Annotated in this window: 14 protein-coding genes and 1 tRNA gene; 11 read left to right on the plus strand and 4 right to left on the minus strand. The window is 68.9% G+C overall.

From position 1 onward, the window contains the following. The first annotated feature begins 37 nt into the window (after nucleotides 1-37). The 8 genes from ABZ098_RS01360 to ABZ098_RS01395 all read left to right on the plus strand — a co-directional run bounded on the left by ABZ098_RS01360 (nucleotide 38) and on the right by ABZ098_RS01395 (nucleotide 9,855). Entirely contained in the window at nucleotides 38-2,317 is a 2,280-nt protein-coding gene (locus ABZ098_RS01360) for an FdhF/YdeP family oxidoreductase (RefSeq protein WP_356586045.1), read from the plus strand. Between the two features lie 54 nt (nucleotides 2,318-2,371). Next, nucleotides 2,372-2,833 carry a hotdog fold thioesterase gene (locus ABZ098_RS01365; protein ID WP_356586047.1) on the plus strand — a complete coding sequence of 154 codons (462 nt, stop codon included), beginning with the start codon at nucleotides 2,372-2,374 and terminating at the stop codon, nucleotides 2,831-2,833. A 478-nt stretch (nucleotides 2,834-3,311) separates the two neighbouring features. Further along, the gene (locus ABZ098_RS01370; protein ID WP_356586049.1) at nucleotides 3,312-3,998 is read left to right on the plus strand and encodes a hypothetical protein; all 687 of its coding nucleotides are present in this window, start codon (nucleotides 3,312-3,314) and stop codon (nucleotides 3,996-3,998) included. Between the two features lie 226 nt (nucleotides 3,999-4,224). Then, nucleotides 4,225-5,451, plus strand: a complete 1,227-nt coding sequence (locus ABZ098_RS01375; protein WP_356587583.1) for a branched-chain amino acid ABC transporter substrate-binding protein — start codon at nucleotides 4,225-4,227, stop codon at nucleotides 5,449-5,451. Nucleotides 5,452-5,583: 132 nt separating this feature from the next. Further along, nucleotides 5,584-6,513, plus strand: coding sequence for a branched-chain amino acid ABC transporter permease (locus ABZ098_RS01380; protein ID WP_356586051.1), 930 nt, complete (start codon nucleotides 5,584-5,586; stop codon nucleotides 6,511-6,513). A 5-nt stretch (nucleotides 6,514-6,518) separates the two neighbouring features. Then, nucleotides 6,519-8,288 carry a branched-chain amino acid ABC transporter permease gene (locus ABZ098_RS01385; protein ID WP_356586053.1) on the plus strand — a complete coding sequence of 590 codons (1,770 nt, stop codon included), beginning with the start codon at nucleotides 6,519-6,521 and terminating at the stop codon, nucleotides 8,286-8,288. Between the two features lie 5 nt (nucleotides 8,289-8,293). Further along, nucleotides 8,294-9,142, plus strand: coding sequence for an ABC transporter ATP-binding protein (locus tag ABZ098_RS01390; protein WP_356587585.1), 849 nt, complete (start codon nucleotides 8,294-8,296; stop codon nucleotides 9,140-9,142). Then, a complete protein-coding gene (locus ABZ098_RS01395) occupies nucleotides 9,139-9,855 on the plus strand; it encodes an ABC transporter ATP-binding protein (protein WP_356586055.1) in 717 nt (238 codons plus the stop codon). The genes ABZ098_RS01390 and ABZ098_RS01395 overlap by 4 nt, the downstream gene beginning before the upstream one ends. 73 nt (nucleotides 9,856-9,928) lie before the next feature. Here the strand turns inward: ABZ098_RS01395 and ABZ098_RS01400 are convergent, their stop codons facing one another. Next, entirely contained in the window at nucleotides 9,929-10,585 is a 657-nt protein-coding gene (locus ABZ098_RS01400; protein WP_031041938.1) for a response regulator, read from the minus strand. A gap of 103 nt (nucleotides 10,586-10,688) precedes the next feature. Between ABZ098_RS01400 and ABZ098_RS01405 the strand changes: the two genes are divergently transcribed. Continuing rightward, nucleotides 10,689-10,761 (plus strand) — tRNA-Leu (locus tag ABZ098_RS01405). Nucleotides 10,762-10,866: 105 nt separating this feature from the next. After that, complete coding sequence (locus tag ABZ098_RS01410; RefSeq protein WP_356586057.1) at nucleotides 10,867-11,613, plus strand: helix-turn-helix domain-containing protein; 747 nt, start codon at nucleotides 10,867-10,869, stop codon at nucleotides 11,611-11,613. A 6-nt stretch (nucleotides 11,614-11,619) separates the two neighbouring features. Here the strand turns inward: ABZ098_RS01410 and pyk are convergent, their stop codons facing one another. Next, a complete protein-coding gene (pyk, locus tag ABZ098_RS01415) occupies nucleotides 11,620-13,056 on the minus strand; it encodes a pyruvate kinase (RefSeq protein WP_356586059.1) in 1,437 nt (478 codons plus the stop codon). A 145-nt stretch (nucleotides 13,057-13,201) separates the two neighbouring features. Next, nucleotides 13,202-13,900, minus strand: coding sequence for an SIMPL domain-containing protein (locus tag ABZ098_RS01420; RefSeq protein ID WP_356586061.1), 699 nt, complete (start codon nucleotides 13,898-13,900; stop codon nucleotides 13,202-13,204). A 152-nt stretch (nucleotides 13,901-14,052) separates the two neighbouring features. On the opposite strand from ABZ098_RS01420, the gene ABZ098_RS01425 reads away from it, so the two are divergent. After that, nucleotides 14,053-15,852 carry a 5'-nucleotidase C-terminal domain-containing protein gene (locus tag ABZ098_RS01425; protein ID WP_356586063.1) on the plus strand — a complete coding sequence of 600 codons (1,800 nt, stop codon included), beginning with the start codon at nucleotides 14,053-14,055 and terminating at the stop codon, nucleotides 15,850-15,852. On the opposite strand, the gene ABZ098_RS01430 is transcribed toward ABZ098_RS01425, so the two are convergent. Next, on the minus strand, nucleotides 15,849-16,997 hold the full coding sequence (locus ABZ098_RS01430; RefSeq protein ID WP_356586065.1) for a GDSL-type esterase/lipase family protein: 1,149 nt from the start codon (nucleotides 16,995-16,997) through the stop codon (nucleotides 15,849-15,851). The two genes, ABZ098_RS01425 and ABZ098_RS01430, sit on opposite strands and share 4 nt — an antisense overlap. Nucleotides 16,998-17,091 lie beyond the last annotated feature (94 nt).

Genomic DNA, 17,091 nt, shown 5'->3' on the forward strand with positions numbered 1-17,091 from the left:
GACGTACCTCACACGTGCGCGCGAAGGAGAAGGTCCGATGGCCACGAAGCCGCCCAAGGGTGATCCGGTTCAGGACGCTCCGCAGGTCACCGAACCGAAGCACGCGGCGGCCGGCCTCCCGGCCATCGGCCACACCCTGCGCATCGCCCAGCAGCAGATGGGCGTGAAGCGCACCGCGCTGACACTGCTGCGCGTCAACCAGAAGGACGGCTTCGACTGCCCCGGCTGCGCCTGGCCGGAGCCCGAGCACCGGCACTCGGCCGAGTTCTGCGAGAACGGCGCGAAGGCGGTCGCCGAGGAAGCCACCCTGCGCCGGATCACCCCCGAGTTCTTCGCCGCGCACCCCGTCGCCGACCTCGCGACCAGAAGCGGCTACTGGCTCGGCCAGCAGGGGCGGCTCACCCACCCCATGTACGTCCCTGAGGGGGGCACCCACTACGAACCGGTGACCTGGGACCGCGCCTTCGACATCATCGCCGAGGAGATCGCCGCCCTCGGCTCCCCCGACGAGGCCGTCTTCTACACCTCGGGCCGCACCAGCAACGAGGCCGCGTTCCTCTACCAGCTCTTCGCGCGTGAGCTCGGCACGAACAACCTGCCCGACTGCTCCAACATGTGCCACGAGTCCTCCGGTTCGGCACTCAGCGAGACCATCGGCATCGGCAAGGGCAGCGTCCTGCTCGACGACCTCTACCAGGCCGACCTGATCATCGTCGCGGGACAGAACCCGGGCACCAACCACCCCCGCATGCTCTCCGCCCTGGAGAAGGCCAAGGCGAACGGCGCGCGCATCATCAGCGTCAACCCGCTGCCCGAGGCGGGCCTGGAGCGCTTCAAGAACCCGCAGACCCCCCAGGGCATGGTCAAGGGCGCCGCCCTCACCGACCTGTTCCTGCAGATCCGCATCGGCGGCGACCAGGCCCTGTTCCGCCTCCTCAACAAGCTGATCCTCGACACGGAGGGCGCCGTCGACGAGGCTTTCGTCGCCGAACACACCCACGGCTACGAGGAGTTCGCCGCGGCCGCCCGCGCCGCCGACTGGGACGAGACCCTCACCGCGACCGGCCTGTCCCAGAAGGAGATCGAGGAGGCCCTCTCCATGGTCCTCGCCTCCGAGCGGACCATCGTGTGCTGGGCCATGGGCCTCACCCAGCACAAGCACTCCGTGCCGACCATCCGCGAGGTCGTCAACTTCCTCCTCCTGCGCGGCAACATCGGCCGCCCCGGCGCCGGCGTCTGCCCGGTCCGCGGCCACTCCAACGTCCAGGGCGACCGCACCATGGGCATCTTCGAGCGCCCCGCGCCCGCCTTCCTGGACGCCCTGGAGAGGGAGTTCGGCTTCGCCCCGCCGCGTGAGCACGGCTTCGACGTGGTGCGTGCCATCCGCGCCCTGCGCGACGGCGAGGCCAAGGTCTTCTTCGCCATGGGCGGCAACTTCGTCTCCGCCTCCCCCGACACCGAGGTCACCGAGGCCGCCATGCGCCGGGCCCGGCTGACCGTGCACGTGTCGACCAAGCTCAACCGCTCGCACGCGGTCACGGGCGCGCGTGCCCTGATCCTGCCCACGCTCGGCCGCACCGAGCGCGACGTCCAGGGCAGCGGCGAGCAGTTCGTGACCGTCGAGGACTCCATGGGCATGGTGCACGCCTCCCGGGGCCGCCTGGAGCCCGCGAGCGGGCACCTCCTGTCCGAGCCTGCCATCGTGTGCCGCCTGGCCCGCCGAGTCCTCGGCGAGAACAGCAACACGCCCTGGGAGGAGTTCGAGAAGGACTACGCGACCATCCGCGACCGCATCGCCCGCGTGATCCCCGGCTTCGAGGACTTCAACGCGCGCGTGGCCCGCCCCGGCGGCTTCACCCTGCCGCACGCCCCGCGCGACGAACGCCGCTTCCCCACCGCCACCGGCAAGGCCAACTTCACCGCCGCGCCCGTCGAGTACCCCGAGCTGCCCGAGGGCCGGCTGCTGCTCCAGACACTGCGCTCGCACGACCAGTACAACACCACGATCTACGGCCTCGACGACCGCTACCGGGGCATCAGGAACGGCCGCCGGGTCGTCCTGGTCAACCCCGAGGACGCCGACCGGCTCGGGCTCGCCGACGGGTCGTACGTCGACCTCGTCAGCGAGTGGAAGGACGGCGTGGAGCGGCGGGCCCCCGGGTTCCGGGTCGTGCACTACCCGACCGCCCGGGGCTGCGCGGCCGCCTACTACCCCGAGACCAACGTCCTGGTGCCGCTGGACGCCACCGCCGACACCAGCAACACCCCGGCCAGCAAGTCCGTCGTCGTACGTCTGGAACAATCGGCGACCGACTGAGCGTTTGCTCAGCGCAGGCAGTCGTGAAGACCAGGACGAACGGAGCCCGGCCCCATGGGTGAGAAGCAGCACGCCACCTTCCCTCAGGAGGTCATCGACGAGTACGCGGCGCTCGGCGTCGACCTCGTCGCCATGTTCTCGGCCGGGCACCTGGGCACCCGCATGGGCGTGCAGATCGTCGAGGCCTCCGCGGACCGCGTCGTCGGCACCATGCCGGTCGAGGGCAACACCCAGCCGTACGGCCTGCTGCACGGAGGCGCCTCGGCCGTGCTCGCCGAGACACTGGGCTCCGTCGGCTCCATGCTGCACGCCGGCAGCTCCAAGATCGCGGTCGGAGTGGACCTGAACTGCACCCACCACCGCGGGGTGCGCTCGGGACTGGTCACCGGAGTGGCCACACCGGTGCACCGGGGCCGGTCCACCGCCACGTACGAGATCGTGATCAGCGACGAGGAGGACCGCCGGGTCTGCACCGCCCGCCTCACCTGCCTGCTGCGCGACGCCCCCGGCCGCTAGGGCCGTCCGGCGGATCGGCCCCGCTTCACGTGTGCCGTCCCCCCTCGGCAGCGCCGCCCTCTCCCACCGCGGTTGAGGATGACGGTGTGATCCGTGTGCGCCGGCAGAGGCGAGCGGTCTGGGCTGGCGGCGGGGTTCCGTGCGTGCGGGCTGGTACGGCGGCGTGGATCCGTGCGTGCGGGGCTGGCGGGCGGCGGGGATCTGTGCGTGCTGGCTGAGGAGCGGGGCTGGTGCGGCTGCGGGACGGGTGTGCGCCGGCCGAGGCGAGCGGTCCGGGCCGGCGGCGGAGATCCGTGCCTGTCGGCCGAGGCAAGCGGTCCGGGCCCGCTGCGAGGATCCCTGTCGGCCGAGGCGAGCCGGGTCGGCTGCGGGATGCCCCATCCCCCCCACACACACAGATCCGCACCCCCGCCCAAACCACCCGGCCCCGCCCCCGCCCCGTCTGGGCACAACCCCCCGGACCCCCTACCGTTCTCCCATGACCGGTATCGGCCCCGTCGAGCCCGTCGACTCGCCGGAGACCGGGGGGACTTACGACGTCATCGGTGCCGACGGGCCCCGGCCGGCGGACCGCTGGGCCGCGTGGTGGCGCGGTATGCCACCGCGCGCCCGCCGGGCCGCCCTGGCCACCACGGCGATCACCCTGCTCGCGGCCGGAGCTCTCGTCCCGCGCGCCCTCTCCGAGGACCCGCACCCCGAGCCGGAGCGCACCCCCGTCCCCTGGCCCGCCAACGTCACCGCCTGGCGGTACCTCGGGCCCGCCGGACTCCCCGAACCCCCCGGCACCCACCCCACCAGCGGCCGCTTCCGCTTCGCCGTCGACGTCCACAGCGGACCCCCCGTCACCCTCCGGGTCACCGGCGCCGCCTTCACCGGCCTCACCGCCCACGCCCTGCCCGAGGCCTTCACCGTGCACCCCGGCACCACCCGCCGGGTCACCGTGGAGATATCGGTTTCCAACTGTTCGGGCCTACCCCGGAATGCCGACCTACCATTTCTTGACGTAACGCTCCGTAACGCGCGCGCAATACAGCATCACAGCTTCATCTTCGGCCGGGCGTACTCCAGGGACCTTTTCCGGCTCCTCCGGGGCGCCTGCGCCGCGACACCGGCGCCACAGCCCGGACGGCCAACCGGAAGTGCAGGTTCTCAAAATGCGGACTGAGGGGATATTCCGCCAAACCGGCTGAGAGCCCCCTCCGCGGAAGCCCGCCATCCACCCCGTCATAACAAGAAAGTCACAAGCCCGCTCACAGCGATGCCCCTGCCCGCAAACCGGGCTTAGAGTCACGGCCAGTCACCGCTCCATCGGGAGTTCGGTAAAGCGCGGGCACCAGCCGCACCCACGAGGGCGCGCGTGCCTGCGGAAAGGACTGATTGTGCGACGTTCCATGGTGATCCTGACCTCCGTCATGGCGACGGGGGCTCTCACACTCACCGCCTGTGGCTCCCGAGACGACAAGGGCGGCGACAGTGACAACGGGGGTGGCACCACCCTCACCATAGGCGTGGACGCCCCGCTCTCCGGCGAGAACTCCACCACCGGTCTCGGCATCCAGTACGGCGCCCAGATCGCCGTCGACGACGCCAACAAGGCCAAGCTCGTCCCGGGCGTGACCTTCAAACTGAAGGCCTACGACGACAAGGCGCAGCCGGCCACCGGCCAGTCCAACGCCACCACCATCACCGGCGACAAGACCGCCGTCGGCGCCGTCGGCCCCCTGAACTCCGGCGTCGCCCAGTCGATGCAGCAGGTGTTCGCCTCGGCCAACATGGTCCAGATCTCCCCCTCGAACACCAACCCCCAGCTGACCCAGGGCAAGAACTGGCAGACGGACAAGAAGCGGCCGTACAAGACGTACTTCCGCACCGCCACCACCGACGAGCTCCAGGGCAGCTTCGCCGCCGACTACGCGTACAACGGCCTCAAGAAGAAGAAGGTCTTCGTCGTCGACGACAAGCAGACCTACGGCGCCGGCCTCGCGAAGATCTTCACCGAGCAGTTCAAGAAGCTCGGCGGCACCGTCGTCGGCAGCGACCACGTCAACACCGGCGACAAGGACTTCGGCTCCCTCGTCACCAAGATCAAGAACGCCAAGGCGGACCTGCTCTACTACGGCGGCCAGTACGACGAGTCCTCCCTGATCACCAAGCAGATGAAGGACGGCGGCGTCAAGATCCCGCTGTTCGGCGGCGACGGCATGTTCGCCACCACCTACATCGAGACCGCGGGCGCGGCCTCCGAGGGCGACCTCGCCACGGCCGTCGGTGTCCCCGCCGACACCCTGCCCGCCGCCAAGACGTTCATCGAGACGTACAAGTCCAAGGGCTACAAGGGTGACTACGGCGCCTACGGCGCGTACTCCTACGACGCCACCACCGCCATCATCAAGGCCGTGAAGGCCGCCGTCGACGCCAACGGCGGCAAGGTCCCCAGCGACATCAACGCCCTGCGCTCCTCCGTCGTCGACGGCGTCCAGAAGTCCGACTTCGAAGGCATCTCCGGCAAGGTCGCCTTCGACCAGTACGGCGACACCACCAACAAGCAGCTGACCGTCTACCAGGTCACCAAGGGTGCGTGGAAGGCTGTGAAGACCGGCACCGCCGACCTCGGCTAGTCAGGCCCCAGCAGCACACAGCAACACCACGACGGGCCGCGCGGGAGGGGACCCCGACCGCGCGGCCCTTGCCACACCCCACCCAGCACGCGATATGTGCACACGACCACCAGCGACAATGGAGGCCACGCGGTGAACACCCTGCCGCAGCAGCTGGCCAACGGGCTGCTCCTAGGCTCGATGTACGGGCTGATCGCCATCGGCTACACGATGGTGTACGGCATCGTCCAGCTCATCAACTTCGCGCACGGCGAGATCTTCATGACCGGGGCCTTCGGCGCCTTCACGGTCTACTTCTACATCCTGCCCGACGGCACCTCGATGGCCCTCGCCGTCCCCCTGATGCTGATCGGCGGAGGCCTCGTCGCCATCCTCATCGCCGTCGGAGCGGAACGGTTCGCCTATCGGCCCCTGCGCGGAGCCCCACGGCTCGCACCGCTCATCACCGCGATCGGTCTCTCCCTGGCCCTCCAGGAAGTCGTCCGCAACTTCTACCCCCGCGCCGACCGCGCCGTCGCCTTCCCCGGCCTCGACGCCACCCACGAGATCGGCTCCGTCACCATCAAGGACGCCGACATCTTCCTCGTCGTCGCGGCCATCGTCTGCATGTCCGCCCTCGCCTTCTTCGTCCGCAAGTCCCGCACCGGCCGCGCCATGCAGGCCACCGCCCAGGACCCGGACACCGCACAGCTCATGGGCATCGACACCAACCGCATCATCGTCATCGCCTTCGCCATCGGCGGGTTCTTCGCCGCCGTCGCCGCCGTCGCCTACGGCATGAAATACGGCAGCATCGACTACCGCATGGGCTTCCTGATGGGCCTCAAAGCCTTCACCGCCGCCGTCCTCGGCGGCATCGGCAACATCTACGGCGCCATGCTCGGCGGCCTCGTCCTCGGCGTCGCCGAGACCCTCGCCTCCGCCTACATCGACGACATCCCCGGCATGCACCTCTTCGGCGGCGGCTCCTGGAAGGACGTCTGGGCCTTCTGCCTGCTCATCCTCGTCCTCCTCGTCAGGCCACAAGGCCTGCTCGGCGAACGCGTAGCGGACAGGGCGTGATCACGATGACCGACACCACCACCCGCGGCCTGATCCCGCTGCCCCTCCCCGCGGCCCGCGCACTCCTCCTCGCCGGAGGCATCGCCACCGCCGCCTCCGCCTTCCTCGCCTGGACCTGGACCAGCGAGTTCCCCGGCGACCTCACCATCACCGGCTACCCCGGCGGCCTCCAGTGGCTGACCTTCATCGCCGGCCTCCTCACCACGGTGTTCGCCCTCGCCGCCTACGACATCCGCGGCCTGCGCGGCCTCATCCCGGCCCGGAACAACGCCCCCCTGGTGCTCACCGCCCTCGGCGGCTTCGGCGTCACCTGGTACACGATCATCTCGATCGCCGTCGAGCTCGGCGGACTCGCCAACCTCGAACCGGGCGGCTGGGTCGCGGCCATCGCCTCCCTCCTCCCCGTCATCGGCGCCTTCGCCCTCCCCGAGCCCCGCACCGCGAACGCCAAGGGCAACCTCAAGGCATACCTCGCCAAGCCCGACGGCATCCCCGCCCCCCCGCCCATCAGCCCCTGGGTCGAGCGCGCGATCATCACCGTCGCCACCATCGTCGGCCTGGCGGTCTTCACCTACGGCATCGACACCGAGTACGGCGAACTCTTCGTCGGCTACCTCATCGTCGTCGTCTTCGCCGTCTGGGCCCTGCACACCGCCGGCCTCAACGACCGCTTCTCCCGCATCGTCGCCCGCAACCGCAGCTTCACGCTCGCCATGGGCTTCGCCGCGGCCATCGCGTTCCCCTTCACCCAGACCAACGACCACTACGCCAACATCGGCGTCAACATCCTGATCTTCGGGACCGTCGCCCTGGGCCTCAACATCGTCGTCGGGCTCGCGGGCCTCCTCGACCTCGGATACGTCGCCTTCCTCGGCGTCGGCGCCTACACCGCCGCCCTCGTCTCCGGCTCCGAGTTCTCCCGCTTCTCCGGCGTCCACTTCCCCTTCTGGGCCGCCGCCCTCACCGGCGCCGCCGCATCGCTCGTCTTCGGCGTCCTCATCGGCGCCCCCACCCTGCGACTGCGCGGCGACTACCTCGCCATCGTCACCCTCGGCTTCGGAGAGATCTTCCGCATCGCCGTCAACAACCTGGACGGCGACTCCGGCCCCGACCTCACCAACGGCCCCAACGGCATCCCGGCCATCCCCGACCTCAAACTCCTCGGGTTCAACCTCGGCGAAGCCCACGACATCGGCGGCTTCACCCTCGGCCGCTTCGCCAACTACTACCTGCTCATGGTGCTGATCATGGCCATCGTGGTCCTGGTCTACACCCGCGCCGCCGACTCCCGCATCGGCCGCTCCTGGATCGCCATCCGCGAGGACGAGACCGCCGCCACCGCCATGGGCATCAACGGCTTCCGCGTCAAGCTCATCGCCTTCGCCCTCGGCGCCACCCTCGCCGGCCTCGCCGGCACCGTCAGCGCCCACGTCACCTACAGCGTCGTCCCGACGCCGTACCAGTTCGCGGGCTCGACACCCCCCAACTCGGCCTTCCTCCTGGCCGCGGTCGTCCTCGGCGGCATGGGCACGGTCGCCGGCCCCATCCTCGGCGCGGCACTCCTGTACCTGCTCCCGGAGAAGCTCGTCTTCCTCCAGGACAAGTCACTGCTCGCCTTCGGCATCGCCCTCATCCTGCTGATGCGCTTCCGCCCCGAAGGCATCATCGCCAACCGCCGCCGCCAACTCGAATTCCACGAGACCGGCCAACTCGACGTACCAGAAACAACGACACTCTCCGGCGAACCGGCCGCCGTCACCAAGGCGGGGGCGTGAGCACCATGACCACACCAGTACTCGAAGCCCGCAACGTCACCATGCGCTTCGGCGGCCTCACCGCCGTCCGCTCGGTCGACTTCACCGTCAACGCAGGCGAGATCGTCGGCCTCATCGGCCCCAACGGCGCCGGCAAGACCACCTTCTTCAACTGCCTCACCGGCCTCTACGTCCCCACCGAAGGCACGGTCTCCTACAAGGGCACCGTCCTCCCGCCCAAGCCCCACCTGGTGACCAAGGCCGGCATCGCCCGCACCTTCCAGAACATCCGCCTCTTCGCCAACATGACGGTCCTCGAGAACGTCCTCGTCGGCCGCCACACCCGCACCAAGGAAGGCCTCTGGTCCGCCCTCCTGCGCGGCCCCGGCTTCAAGAAGGCGGAGAAGGCCAGCGAGGAACGGGCCATGGAACTCCTGGAGTTCATCGGCCTGGAGGGCAAGCGCGACCACCTCGCCCGCAACCTCCCCTACGGCGAACAGCGCAAGCTGGAGATCGCCCGCGCCCTGGCCTCCGAGCCCGGCCTGCTCCTGCTCGACGAGCCGACCGCCGGCATGAACCCCCAGGAGACGCGCGCGACCGAGGAGCTGGTCTTCGCCATCCGCGACAAGGGCATCGCCGTCCTCCTCATCGAGCACGACATGCGCTTCGTCTTCAACCTCTCCGACCGCGTCGCCGTCCTCGTCCAGGGCGAAAAACTCGTCGAAGGCACCTCCGAGGTCGTCCAGGCCGACGAACGCGTCATCGCCGCCTACCTCGGCGAACCCTTCGAAGGCGACCCCGGCGCGACGGAAGCCGCCGAGGTCGACGCGGCCGAAGCGCAGAGCACCACCAGCACCAAGGGAGAAGGCCAGTGACCGCACTCCTCGAAGTCGAGGACCTCCGGGTCTCCTACGGCAAGATCGAAGCCGTCAAGGGCATCTCCTTCAGCGTCGAAGCCGGCCAGGTCGTCACCCTCATCGGCACCAACGGCGCCGGCAAGACGACCACGCTCAGGACCCTCTCCGGTCTCCTGAAGCCCACCTCCGGCAAGATCCTCTTCGACGGCAAGCCCCTCAGCGGCGTCCCCGCCCACAAGATCGTCTCCTTCGGACTCGCCCACTCCCCCGAAGGCCGGCACATCTTCCCCCGCCTGACGATCTTCGAGAACCTCCAGCTCGGAGCGTTCCTCAGGAAGGACAAGGAAGGGATCGAGAAGGACATACAGCGCGCCTACGAGCTCTTCCCGATCCTCGGAGAACGCCGCAACCAGGCGGCAGGCACCCTCTCCGGCGGCGAGCAGCAGATGCTGGCCATGGGCCGCGCGCTCATGTCCCAGCCGAAGCTCCTCATGCTCGACGAGCCCTCCATGGGCCTCTCCCCGATCATGATGCAGAAGATCATGTCGACCATCGTCGAACTCAAGGCCCAGGGCACGACGATCCTCCTCGTCGAACAGAACGCCCAGGCGGCCCTGTCCCTGGCCGACCAGGGCCACGTCATGGAGGTCGGCAACATCGTCCTCTCCGGCACCGGCCAGGACCTCCTCCACGACGAGTCCGTCCGCAAGGCGTACCTCGGCGAGGACTGACCCTCCGGCCGTACGACCGAGGCCCGCGCCCCCAGCTGGGGACGCGGGCCTCGGCCTTTCACGGCTGTCGAACTCAGCCCTTGTTGGCCTTCTTCTCGTCGGCGTCCTGAATGACCGCCTCCGCGACCTGCTGCATCGACATGCGGCGGTCCATCGACGTCTTCTGGATCCACCGGAACGCGGCCGGCTCGGTCAGACCGTACGACGTCTGAAGGATCGACTTCGCCCGGTCCACGAGCTTGCGCGTCTCCAGGCGGAGCGTGAGGTCGGCGACCTCGTTCTCCAGCTCCCTGAGCTCCGTGAACCGGGAGACGGCCATCTCGATCGCCGGCACGACATCGCTCTTGCTGAACGGCTTGACCAGGTACGCCATCGCACCGGCGTCCCTCGCCCGCTCGACGAGGTCGCGCTGCGAGAAGGCGGTGAGCATGAGGACGGGGGCGATGCGCTCCTCGGCGATCTTCTCCGCCGCGGAGATGCCGTCCAGCTTGGGCATCTTCACGTCGAGGATCACGAGGTCCGGCTTGTGCTCACGGGCGAGCTCGACGGCCTGCTCACCGTCACCTGCCTCGCCTACGACGCTGTAGCCCTCTTCCTCCAGCATCTCTTTGAGGTCGAGCCGGATCAGGGCCTCGTCCTCGGCGATGACGACACGGGTCGTCAGCGGAGGCACGTGCGACTTGTCGTCGTCGGGCGCGTCTACGGGCTGGGGCGACTCGGGGGCGGTCACGGGGGCTCCTCGTTCAGGGGCAGGGGTACTGCTGACAAGAGCGTACCTAGCTGCGGTAAGGTGGGTGCACGGCGGGTGACCGCTGACCTTGGTTTTAGAGGAAGCCCCGGTAGCCCAGCGGCAGAGGCACGGTGCTCAAACCACCGACAGCGTCGGTTCGAATCCGACTCGGGGCACTTTTCCTTCGAATCGAAGGACTCTAATGGAAGCGGATGTTCACGTTCTCGTGAACATCCGCTTTTTGCTGCGTGTCCTCGCGATCACTCGCCCAGAGTGTCCATATGTACGACGTCAGCACACGCAAGCGAGCCCTCGCGCTGGTCGCACAGGGGCGCAGCCTCAACTCGGTCAGTCGGCAAACGGGAATCTCACGAGCCGCGATCCGCTCCTGGCAGCAACGCCTGGAGCCGTTACCGCGCATGACGTCCCCCGACCCCGGGCCGCCCGCTGACAACCAGGCCTACGCCTACCTACTGGGCCTCTACTTGGGCGACGGCTGCATCAGCGCGCACCCGCGTGGTGCCGGCTACTACCTCCGCATCGCGTGCGCCGACGCCTGGCCCGGCCTCATCCAGGAGTGCTGCGAAGCGATCACCAAGGTGCGCCCAGGCATCGGCGTCTACGCCCTGCAAAAAGAGGGCTACAGGATGGTGACCAGCTACTCCCGACACTGGCCCGGCCTCTTCCCCCAGCACGGCCCCGGCAAGAAGCACGAGCGCACCATCGCCCTGGAGCCATGGCAGCAGGACATCGTCCACGCCCACCCCTGGGAGTTCATCCGGGGCCTCATCCACTCCGACGGGTGCCGCATCACCAACTGGGCGACCCGCCTCGTGGCCGGTGAGCGGAAGCGCTACGAATACCCCCGGTACTTCTTCACCAACCTGTCGGGCGACATCATTCGGCTCTTCACCGACACGCTCGACCGGGTAGGCATCGACTGGACACAGGCGAACGCGCGCAACATCTCGATCGCCCGCAAAGCCTCAGTAGCCCTCATGGACACCCACGTAGGCCCCAAGCACTAGCCACCCCTACCTGGCGCTGTCGTCCTCGCCGATGTGGTGGACCCGGACCAGGTTCGTCGACCCGGAAACCCCGGGCGGGGAGCCGGCCGTGATGACGACCATGTCGCCCTTCTCGCAGCGGCCGTACCGGAGCAGCGCCTCGTCCACCTGGTCGACCATCGCGTCCGTGGAGTCGACCTGCGGGCCGAGGAAGGTCTCCACACCCCAGGTCAGACTGAGCTGGGAGCGGGTCGCCGGTTCCGGGGTGAAGGCCAGGAGGGGGATCGGGGAGCGGTACCGCGACAGGCGGCGGACCGTGTCGCCCGACTGGGTGAAGGCAACCAGGAACTTCGCGCCGAGGAAGTCGCCCATCTCCGCCGCCGCACGGGCCACCGCCCCGCCCTGGGTGCGGGGCTTGTTGCGTTCGGTCAGCGGCGGCAGCCCCTTCGCGAGGATGTCCTCCTCCGCCGCCTCCACGATCTTCGCCATCGTCCGGACCGTCTCGACGGCGTACTTGCCCACGCTGGTCTCTCCGGACAGCATCACCGCGTCCGTGCCGTCGATCACCGCGTTGGCGACGTCGGAGGCTTCGGCCCTGGTGGGCCGGGAGTTCTCGATCATGGAGTCGAGCATCTGGGTGGCGACGATCACCGGCTTGGCGTTGCGCTTGGCCAGTTTGATGGCGCGCTTCTGGACGATCGGCACCTGTTCGAGGGGCATCTCCACGCCCAGGTCGCCGCGGGCGACCATGATGCCGTCGAAGGCGGCCACGATGTCGTCGATCGCCTCGACCGCCTGCGGTTTCTCCACCTTGGCGATGACCGGGAGCCGGCGTCCCGTCTCGTCCATGATGCGGTGGACGGCCTCGATGTCGCGTCCCGAGCGCACGAAGGACAGCGCGATCACGTCGAAGCCCATGCGCAGGGCCCAGCGGAGGTCCTCCTCGTCCTTCTCCGACAGCGCCGGGACCGATACGGCCACGCCGGGGAGGTTGAGGCCCTTGTGGTCGGAGACCATGCCGCCCTCGACCACGCGGGTGTGGACCCGGGGCCCCTCCACCGAGGTGACCTCCAGGCAGACCTTGCCGTCGTCGACGAGGATGCGCTCGCCGACGGCGACATCCTCGGCGAGGCCCTCGTACGTCGTCCCGCACTGCCGCTGGTCGCCCTCGGCTCCCTCTTCCACGGTGATGGTGAAGGTGTCGCCGCGTTCGAGGAGTACGGGGCCTTCGGTGAAGTGGCCGAGGCGGATCTTCGGGCCCTGGAGGTCGGCGAGGAGGCCGACGCTGCGGCCGGTCTCGTCGGAGGCCTTGCGGACGCGGTGGTACCGCTCCTCGTGCTCGGCGTAGCTGCCGTGGCTGAGGTTGAGGCGGGCTACGTCCATTCCGGCGTCGACCAGGGCTTTGATCTGGTCGTAGGAGTCGGTGGCGGGGCCCAGGGTGCAGACGATCTTTGCTCGGCGCATGTTTCGAGCCTAGACCTTACCGATGGGTAGCGAATTGGACGGGTATGACGACTCAACAACCGTTGGGTGAAGGGCTGTTGACAAGGGTTGAAGTGTGCGTCACCCCGCTCCGATGAGCATTTCGGATGCAAATTCCAGTGATCGCTCAGAGTCTGGGTGGTGCCATCGTGAAGCGTGCGTTGACCTGGGCGTGGACGTGCTGGCGTTGGGGTTCGAGGTCGAGCGGGGCGGCCCCGGTGTCGGCGGCCTGGGTCTCGTAGGCCATGGAGCGTGCGCGGCTGGCTTTGCCGACGAAGCGGGGTTCGGGGTCCTCGGCGCCGATGTCGGCGAGTTCGACCAGGTGCGCGAGGGAGGTGCCCAGGGCCTCCGCGTACTCCTTGGCCCGCTGGACGGCTTCCCGTACGGCCTGCTGGCGGGCTTCGCGGTGGGCGGGTGAGTCGCGGCGCAGGGCCCACCAGGGGCCGTCGACCGTCGTGAGTTCCTGGTCGGCGAGTCGGGTCGTCAGTTCGCCCAGTGCGGTGAAGTCGGTGAGCTCGGCCGTGATGTGGACGCGGCCGTGGTAGGCGTGGACGCGTTCGCCGCGGCCGTGTTCCTTGAGTTCGGGGGTGACGGAGAAGGAGCCGGTTTCGAGTCGTTCGACGGCGTCTCCGTAGGACTTGAGCAGGTCCAGGGCGTTCGCGTTGCGGCGGGTGAGGTCGTCGAGGGCGGTGCGGCGGTCCTTGCCGCGGGAGGCGAGGGTGATGCCGAGGCGGGCGATCTCGGGGTCGACTTCGAGGTGGGCTTCGCCGCGGACGGCGATGCGGGGGGCGTCGGGGGTGCCGTAGGGAACGGAGTCGGTGGCCATAACGACCCACTGTGTCAGTTCTTGGCCGGTTACGGACCTGGTCGGTGGCTGGTTGGGGTCATCAGATCGAAACCTGTGGGGGCTGTTGCCGTGCGGCATGTGCGGGTCAGAATCTACGCGCGTTGTTGACCGTTCCCCGAGGAGATCAAGACATGGCCTTGAACCGCAGGAAGTTCCTGGAGAAGTCCGCCGTGACCGGTGCGGGTGTCGCTCTGGCCGGTGCCGTGGGTGCTCCGGCCGCCCAGGCCGCGGAGGCGGGGAAGGGGCGCGGGAAGCGGTACTCGCTGACGGTGATGGGCACGACCGACCTGCATGGTCACGTCTTCAACTGGGACTACTTCAAGGACGCGGAGTACAAGGACGCGGCGGGCAACGCGCAGGGTCTGGCGCGGATCTCGACGCTGGTGGACCAGGTGCGTGCGGAGAAGGGCCGTTGCAACACGCTGCTGCTGGACGCGGGTGACACGATCCAGGGGACGCCGCTGACGTACTACTACGCGAAGGTCGACCCGATCACCGCGAAGGGTGGTCCGGTGCATCCGATGGCGGCGGCCATGAACGCCATCGGGTACGACGCGGTGGCGCTGGGCAACCACGAGTTCAACTACGGCATCGAGACGCTGCGGAAGTTCGAGGAGCAGTGCGATTTCCCGCTCCTCGGCGCCAACGCGCTGGACGCGAAGACGCTGAAGCCCGCTTTCCCGCCGTACTTCATCAAGAAGTTCCGTGTGAAGGGCGCGCCGCCGGTGAAGGTGGCGGTGCTGGGGCTCACCAACCCGGGTATCGCGATCTGGGACAAGGCGTATGTGCAGGGCAAGCTGACGTTCCCGGGTCTTGAGGAGCAGGCGGCGAAGTGGGTGCCGAAGCTGCGGTCGATGGGTGCGGACGTGGTGGTCGTGTCGGCGCACTCGGGTTCGTCGGGGACGTCGTCGTACGGTGACCAGTTGCCGTACGTGGAGAACTCGGCGGCGCTGGTGGCACAGCAGGTGCCGGGGATCGACGCGATCCTGGTGGGGCACGCGCACGTGGAGATCCCGGAGCTGAAGGTCACCAACGCGAAGACCGGGAAGACGGTCGTGCTGTCGGAGCCGTTGGCGTACGCGGAGCGGCTGTCGCTGTTCGACATCGAGCTGGTCTTCGAGAAGGGGCGTTGGGCCGTCGAGTCGGTCTCGTCGAAGGTGCTGAACTCGAACTCGGTCGCGGACGACCCGAAGATCACGAAGCTGCTGAAGGACGACCACGATGTCGTCGTGAAGTATGTGAACCAGGTGGTCGGTACGGCGACGGAGACGTTGACCACGGTCGAGGCGCGCTACAAGGACGCGCCGATCATCGACCTGATCACGAAGGTGCAGGAGGACGTGGTGAGGGCGGCGCTGGTGTCGACCGAGTACGCCTCGCTGCCCGTCATCGCGCAGGCCTCCCCCTTCTCCCGTACGTCGGAGATCCCGGCGGGCGAGGTGACGATCCGGGATCTGTCGAGTCTGTACGTGTACGACAACACGCTGGTGGCGAAGCTGCTGACGGGTGCGCAGCTCAGGGCGTACCTGGAGTACTCGGCGGAGTACTTCGTGCAGACGGCGGCGGGCGCGGTCGTGGACGTGGAGAAGCTGACGAACGCGGGCAACCGTCCGGACTACAACTACGACTACGTGTCGGGGCTGTCGTACGAGATCGACATCGCGCAGGCGGCGGGTTCGCGGATCAAGAACCTCACCTACAACGGTGTCGCGCTGGACGACGCGCAGAAGTTCGTGTTCGCGGTGAACAACTACCGGGCGAACGGTGGCGGGGCGTTCCCGCACGTGGCCTCCGCCCCCGAGCTGTGGTCGGAGTCCACGGAGATCCGGACGCGGATCGCGGAGTGGGTGACCGCGAAGGGTGTGCTGGACCCGAAGGACTTCGCGTCGGTGGACTGGAAGCTCACGCGCGGCGGTACGCCGGTCTTCTAGAGGTTCAGCAGGGTGACGTCCACGGCGTCGGCGATGGCTTTCGCGCCGGCGTCGTTGACGTGGAGGCCGTCGCCGGCGTTGTGGTCGGGGTGGATCCGGTCGGGGTCGGCCGGGTCCGCGACGGCGGCGGCGACGTCGATGACGGCGTCGAAGGGGTGGGTGTCGCCGAGGAGCCAGGTGTTGACCTCGTGGCGCACCGCCTGTCCGGTCTCGGTGTCGTAGCCGTCGTGGACGGTGCCCTTGTAGGGGCCGATGGTGGAGCCGATGACGGTGAGTCCGGCGGCGTGGAGTCGGTCGGCGAGGGTGGTGAGGCCGGCCTTGAACTCGGCGGCGGTGGGGCCTTCGGCGGGTTCCGGGTGGGCGAAGTGGCCGGGCAGGCCGAGGTCGTTGAGGCCGATGTGGACGATGACGTGGCTGACGCCGGGGACGGCGAGGACGTCGTGGTCGATGCGGGCCAGGAGGTGTTCTCCGATGGCGTCGGTGAGGAGCCGGTTGCCGGAGATGCCCGCGTTGACGATCCAACCGTGCTGGAGGCGGCGGCTGAGCTGTGCGGGGAAGCTGTTGTCGGTGCCGGGGGTGGTGGCGGCGCCCTCGATCCAGGAGTCGCCGAAGGCGACGGCGATGCGGGTGCCGGCCGGAGCGAGGACGTCGGCGCCGGCGAGGAGGTGGCCGGTGGCGAACTCCTCGGGGTCTTCGAGGAGTTGCGCGGACAGTTGGTTGCCGGGGACGGCATGTCCGGTGTCGTAGGGGATGGCGGTGAAGGTGGTGAGGCCGGTGTCGCCGGGCAGGTAGAGGCTCACCGAGAGCTCTTCTCCCGCGTGCACCGGTAGTTCGACGGGATCGCTGACGGTCTCCTCGCCGGCCGGGATGGTGACGGTGGGTGCGCCGGAGAAGCGGAGCGGGGTGTCGCTGCCGGGGTCGATGCCGCTGCCCTCGGTGCGCAGGGCGAGGTGGGCGCCGCCGATCTCCAGGGGTTCTCGGCCGTAGCGGTTGGTCAGGCGGATGCGGATGGCGTCGCCGCCGCCTGCCAGGCGCAGAAACTGGCGGACGGTCTGGTCGGTGAAGCCGCGGGACTCGAAGAGGGCGGGGCTCTCGTGGGGGTTGATGGCGGCGGCGCGGTGGGCGGCGGTCCAGGTGGTCGTCATGTGGGAGCCAACCGGCCGGGTGCCCGGGTTCTTCCGCCGCCGCCGGTTTCGTACGGTGCCCCGGCCTGCGGTGCCTCGGCCTGCGGTCTCTCGG

The organism is Streptomyces sp. NPDC006335 (assembly GCF_040612795.1).
In the GTDB taxonomy this organism is placed as follows: domain Bacteria; phylum Actinomycetota; class Actinomycetes; order Streptomycetales; family Streptomycetaceae; genus Streptomyces.

Bases quoted from the DNA above. Each gene is read 5' to 3' on its own strand.
- ABZ098_RS01360 (WP_356586045.1), top strand. From the start codon at position 38: ATGGCCACGAAGCCGCCCAAGGGTGATCCGGTTCAGGACGCTCCGCAG.
- ABZ098_RS01365 (WP_356586047.1), top strand. From the start codon at position 2,372: ATGGGTGAGAAGCAGCACGCCACCTTCCCTCAGGAGGTCATCGACGAG.
- ABZ098_RS01370 (WP_356586049.1), top strand. From the start codon at position 3,312: ATGACCGGTATCGGCCCCGTCGAGCCCGTCGACTCGCCGGAGACCGGG.
- ABZ098_RS01375 (WP_356587583.1), top strand. From the start codon at position 4,225: ATGGTGATCCTGACCTCCGTCATGGCGACGGGGGCTCTCACACTCACC.
- ABZ098_RS01385 (WP_356586053.1), top strand. From the start codon at position 6,519: ATGACCGACACCACCACCCGCGGCCTGATCCCGCTGCCCCTCCCCGCG.
- ABZ098_RS01390 (WP_356587585.1), top strand. From the start codon at position 8,294: ATGACCACACCAGTACTCGAAGCCCGCAACGTCACCATGCGCTTCGGC.
- ABZ098_RS01410 (WP_356586057.1), top strand. From the start codon at position 10,867: ATGTACGACGTCAGCACACGCAAGCGAGCCCTCGCGCTGGTCGCACAG.
- pyk (WP_356586059.1), bottom strand. From the start codon at position 13,056: ATGCGCCGAGCAAAGATCGTCTGCACCCTGGGCCCCGCCACCGACTCC.
- ABZ098_RS01420 (WP_356586061.1), bottom strand. From the start codon at position 13,900: ATGGCCACCGACTCCGTTCCCTACGGCACCCCCGACGCCCCCCGCATC.
- ABZ098_RS01425 (WP_356586063.1), top strand. From the start codon at position 14,053: ATGGCCTTGAACCGCAGGAAGTTCCTGGAGAAGTCCGCCGTGACCGGT.
- ABZ098_RS01430 (WP_356586065.1), bottom strand. From the start codon at position 16,997: ATGACGACCACCTGGACCGCCGCCCACCGCGCCGCCGCCATCAACCCC.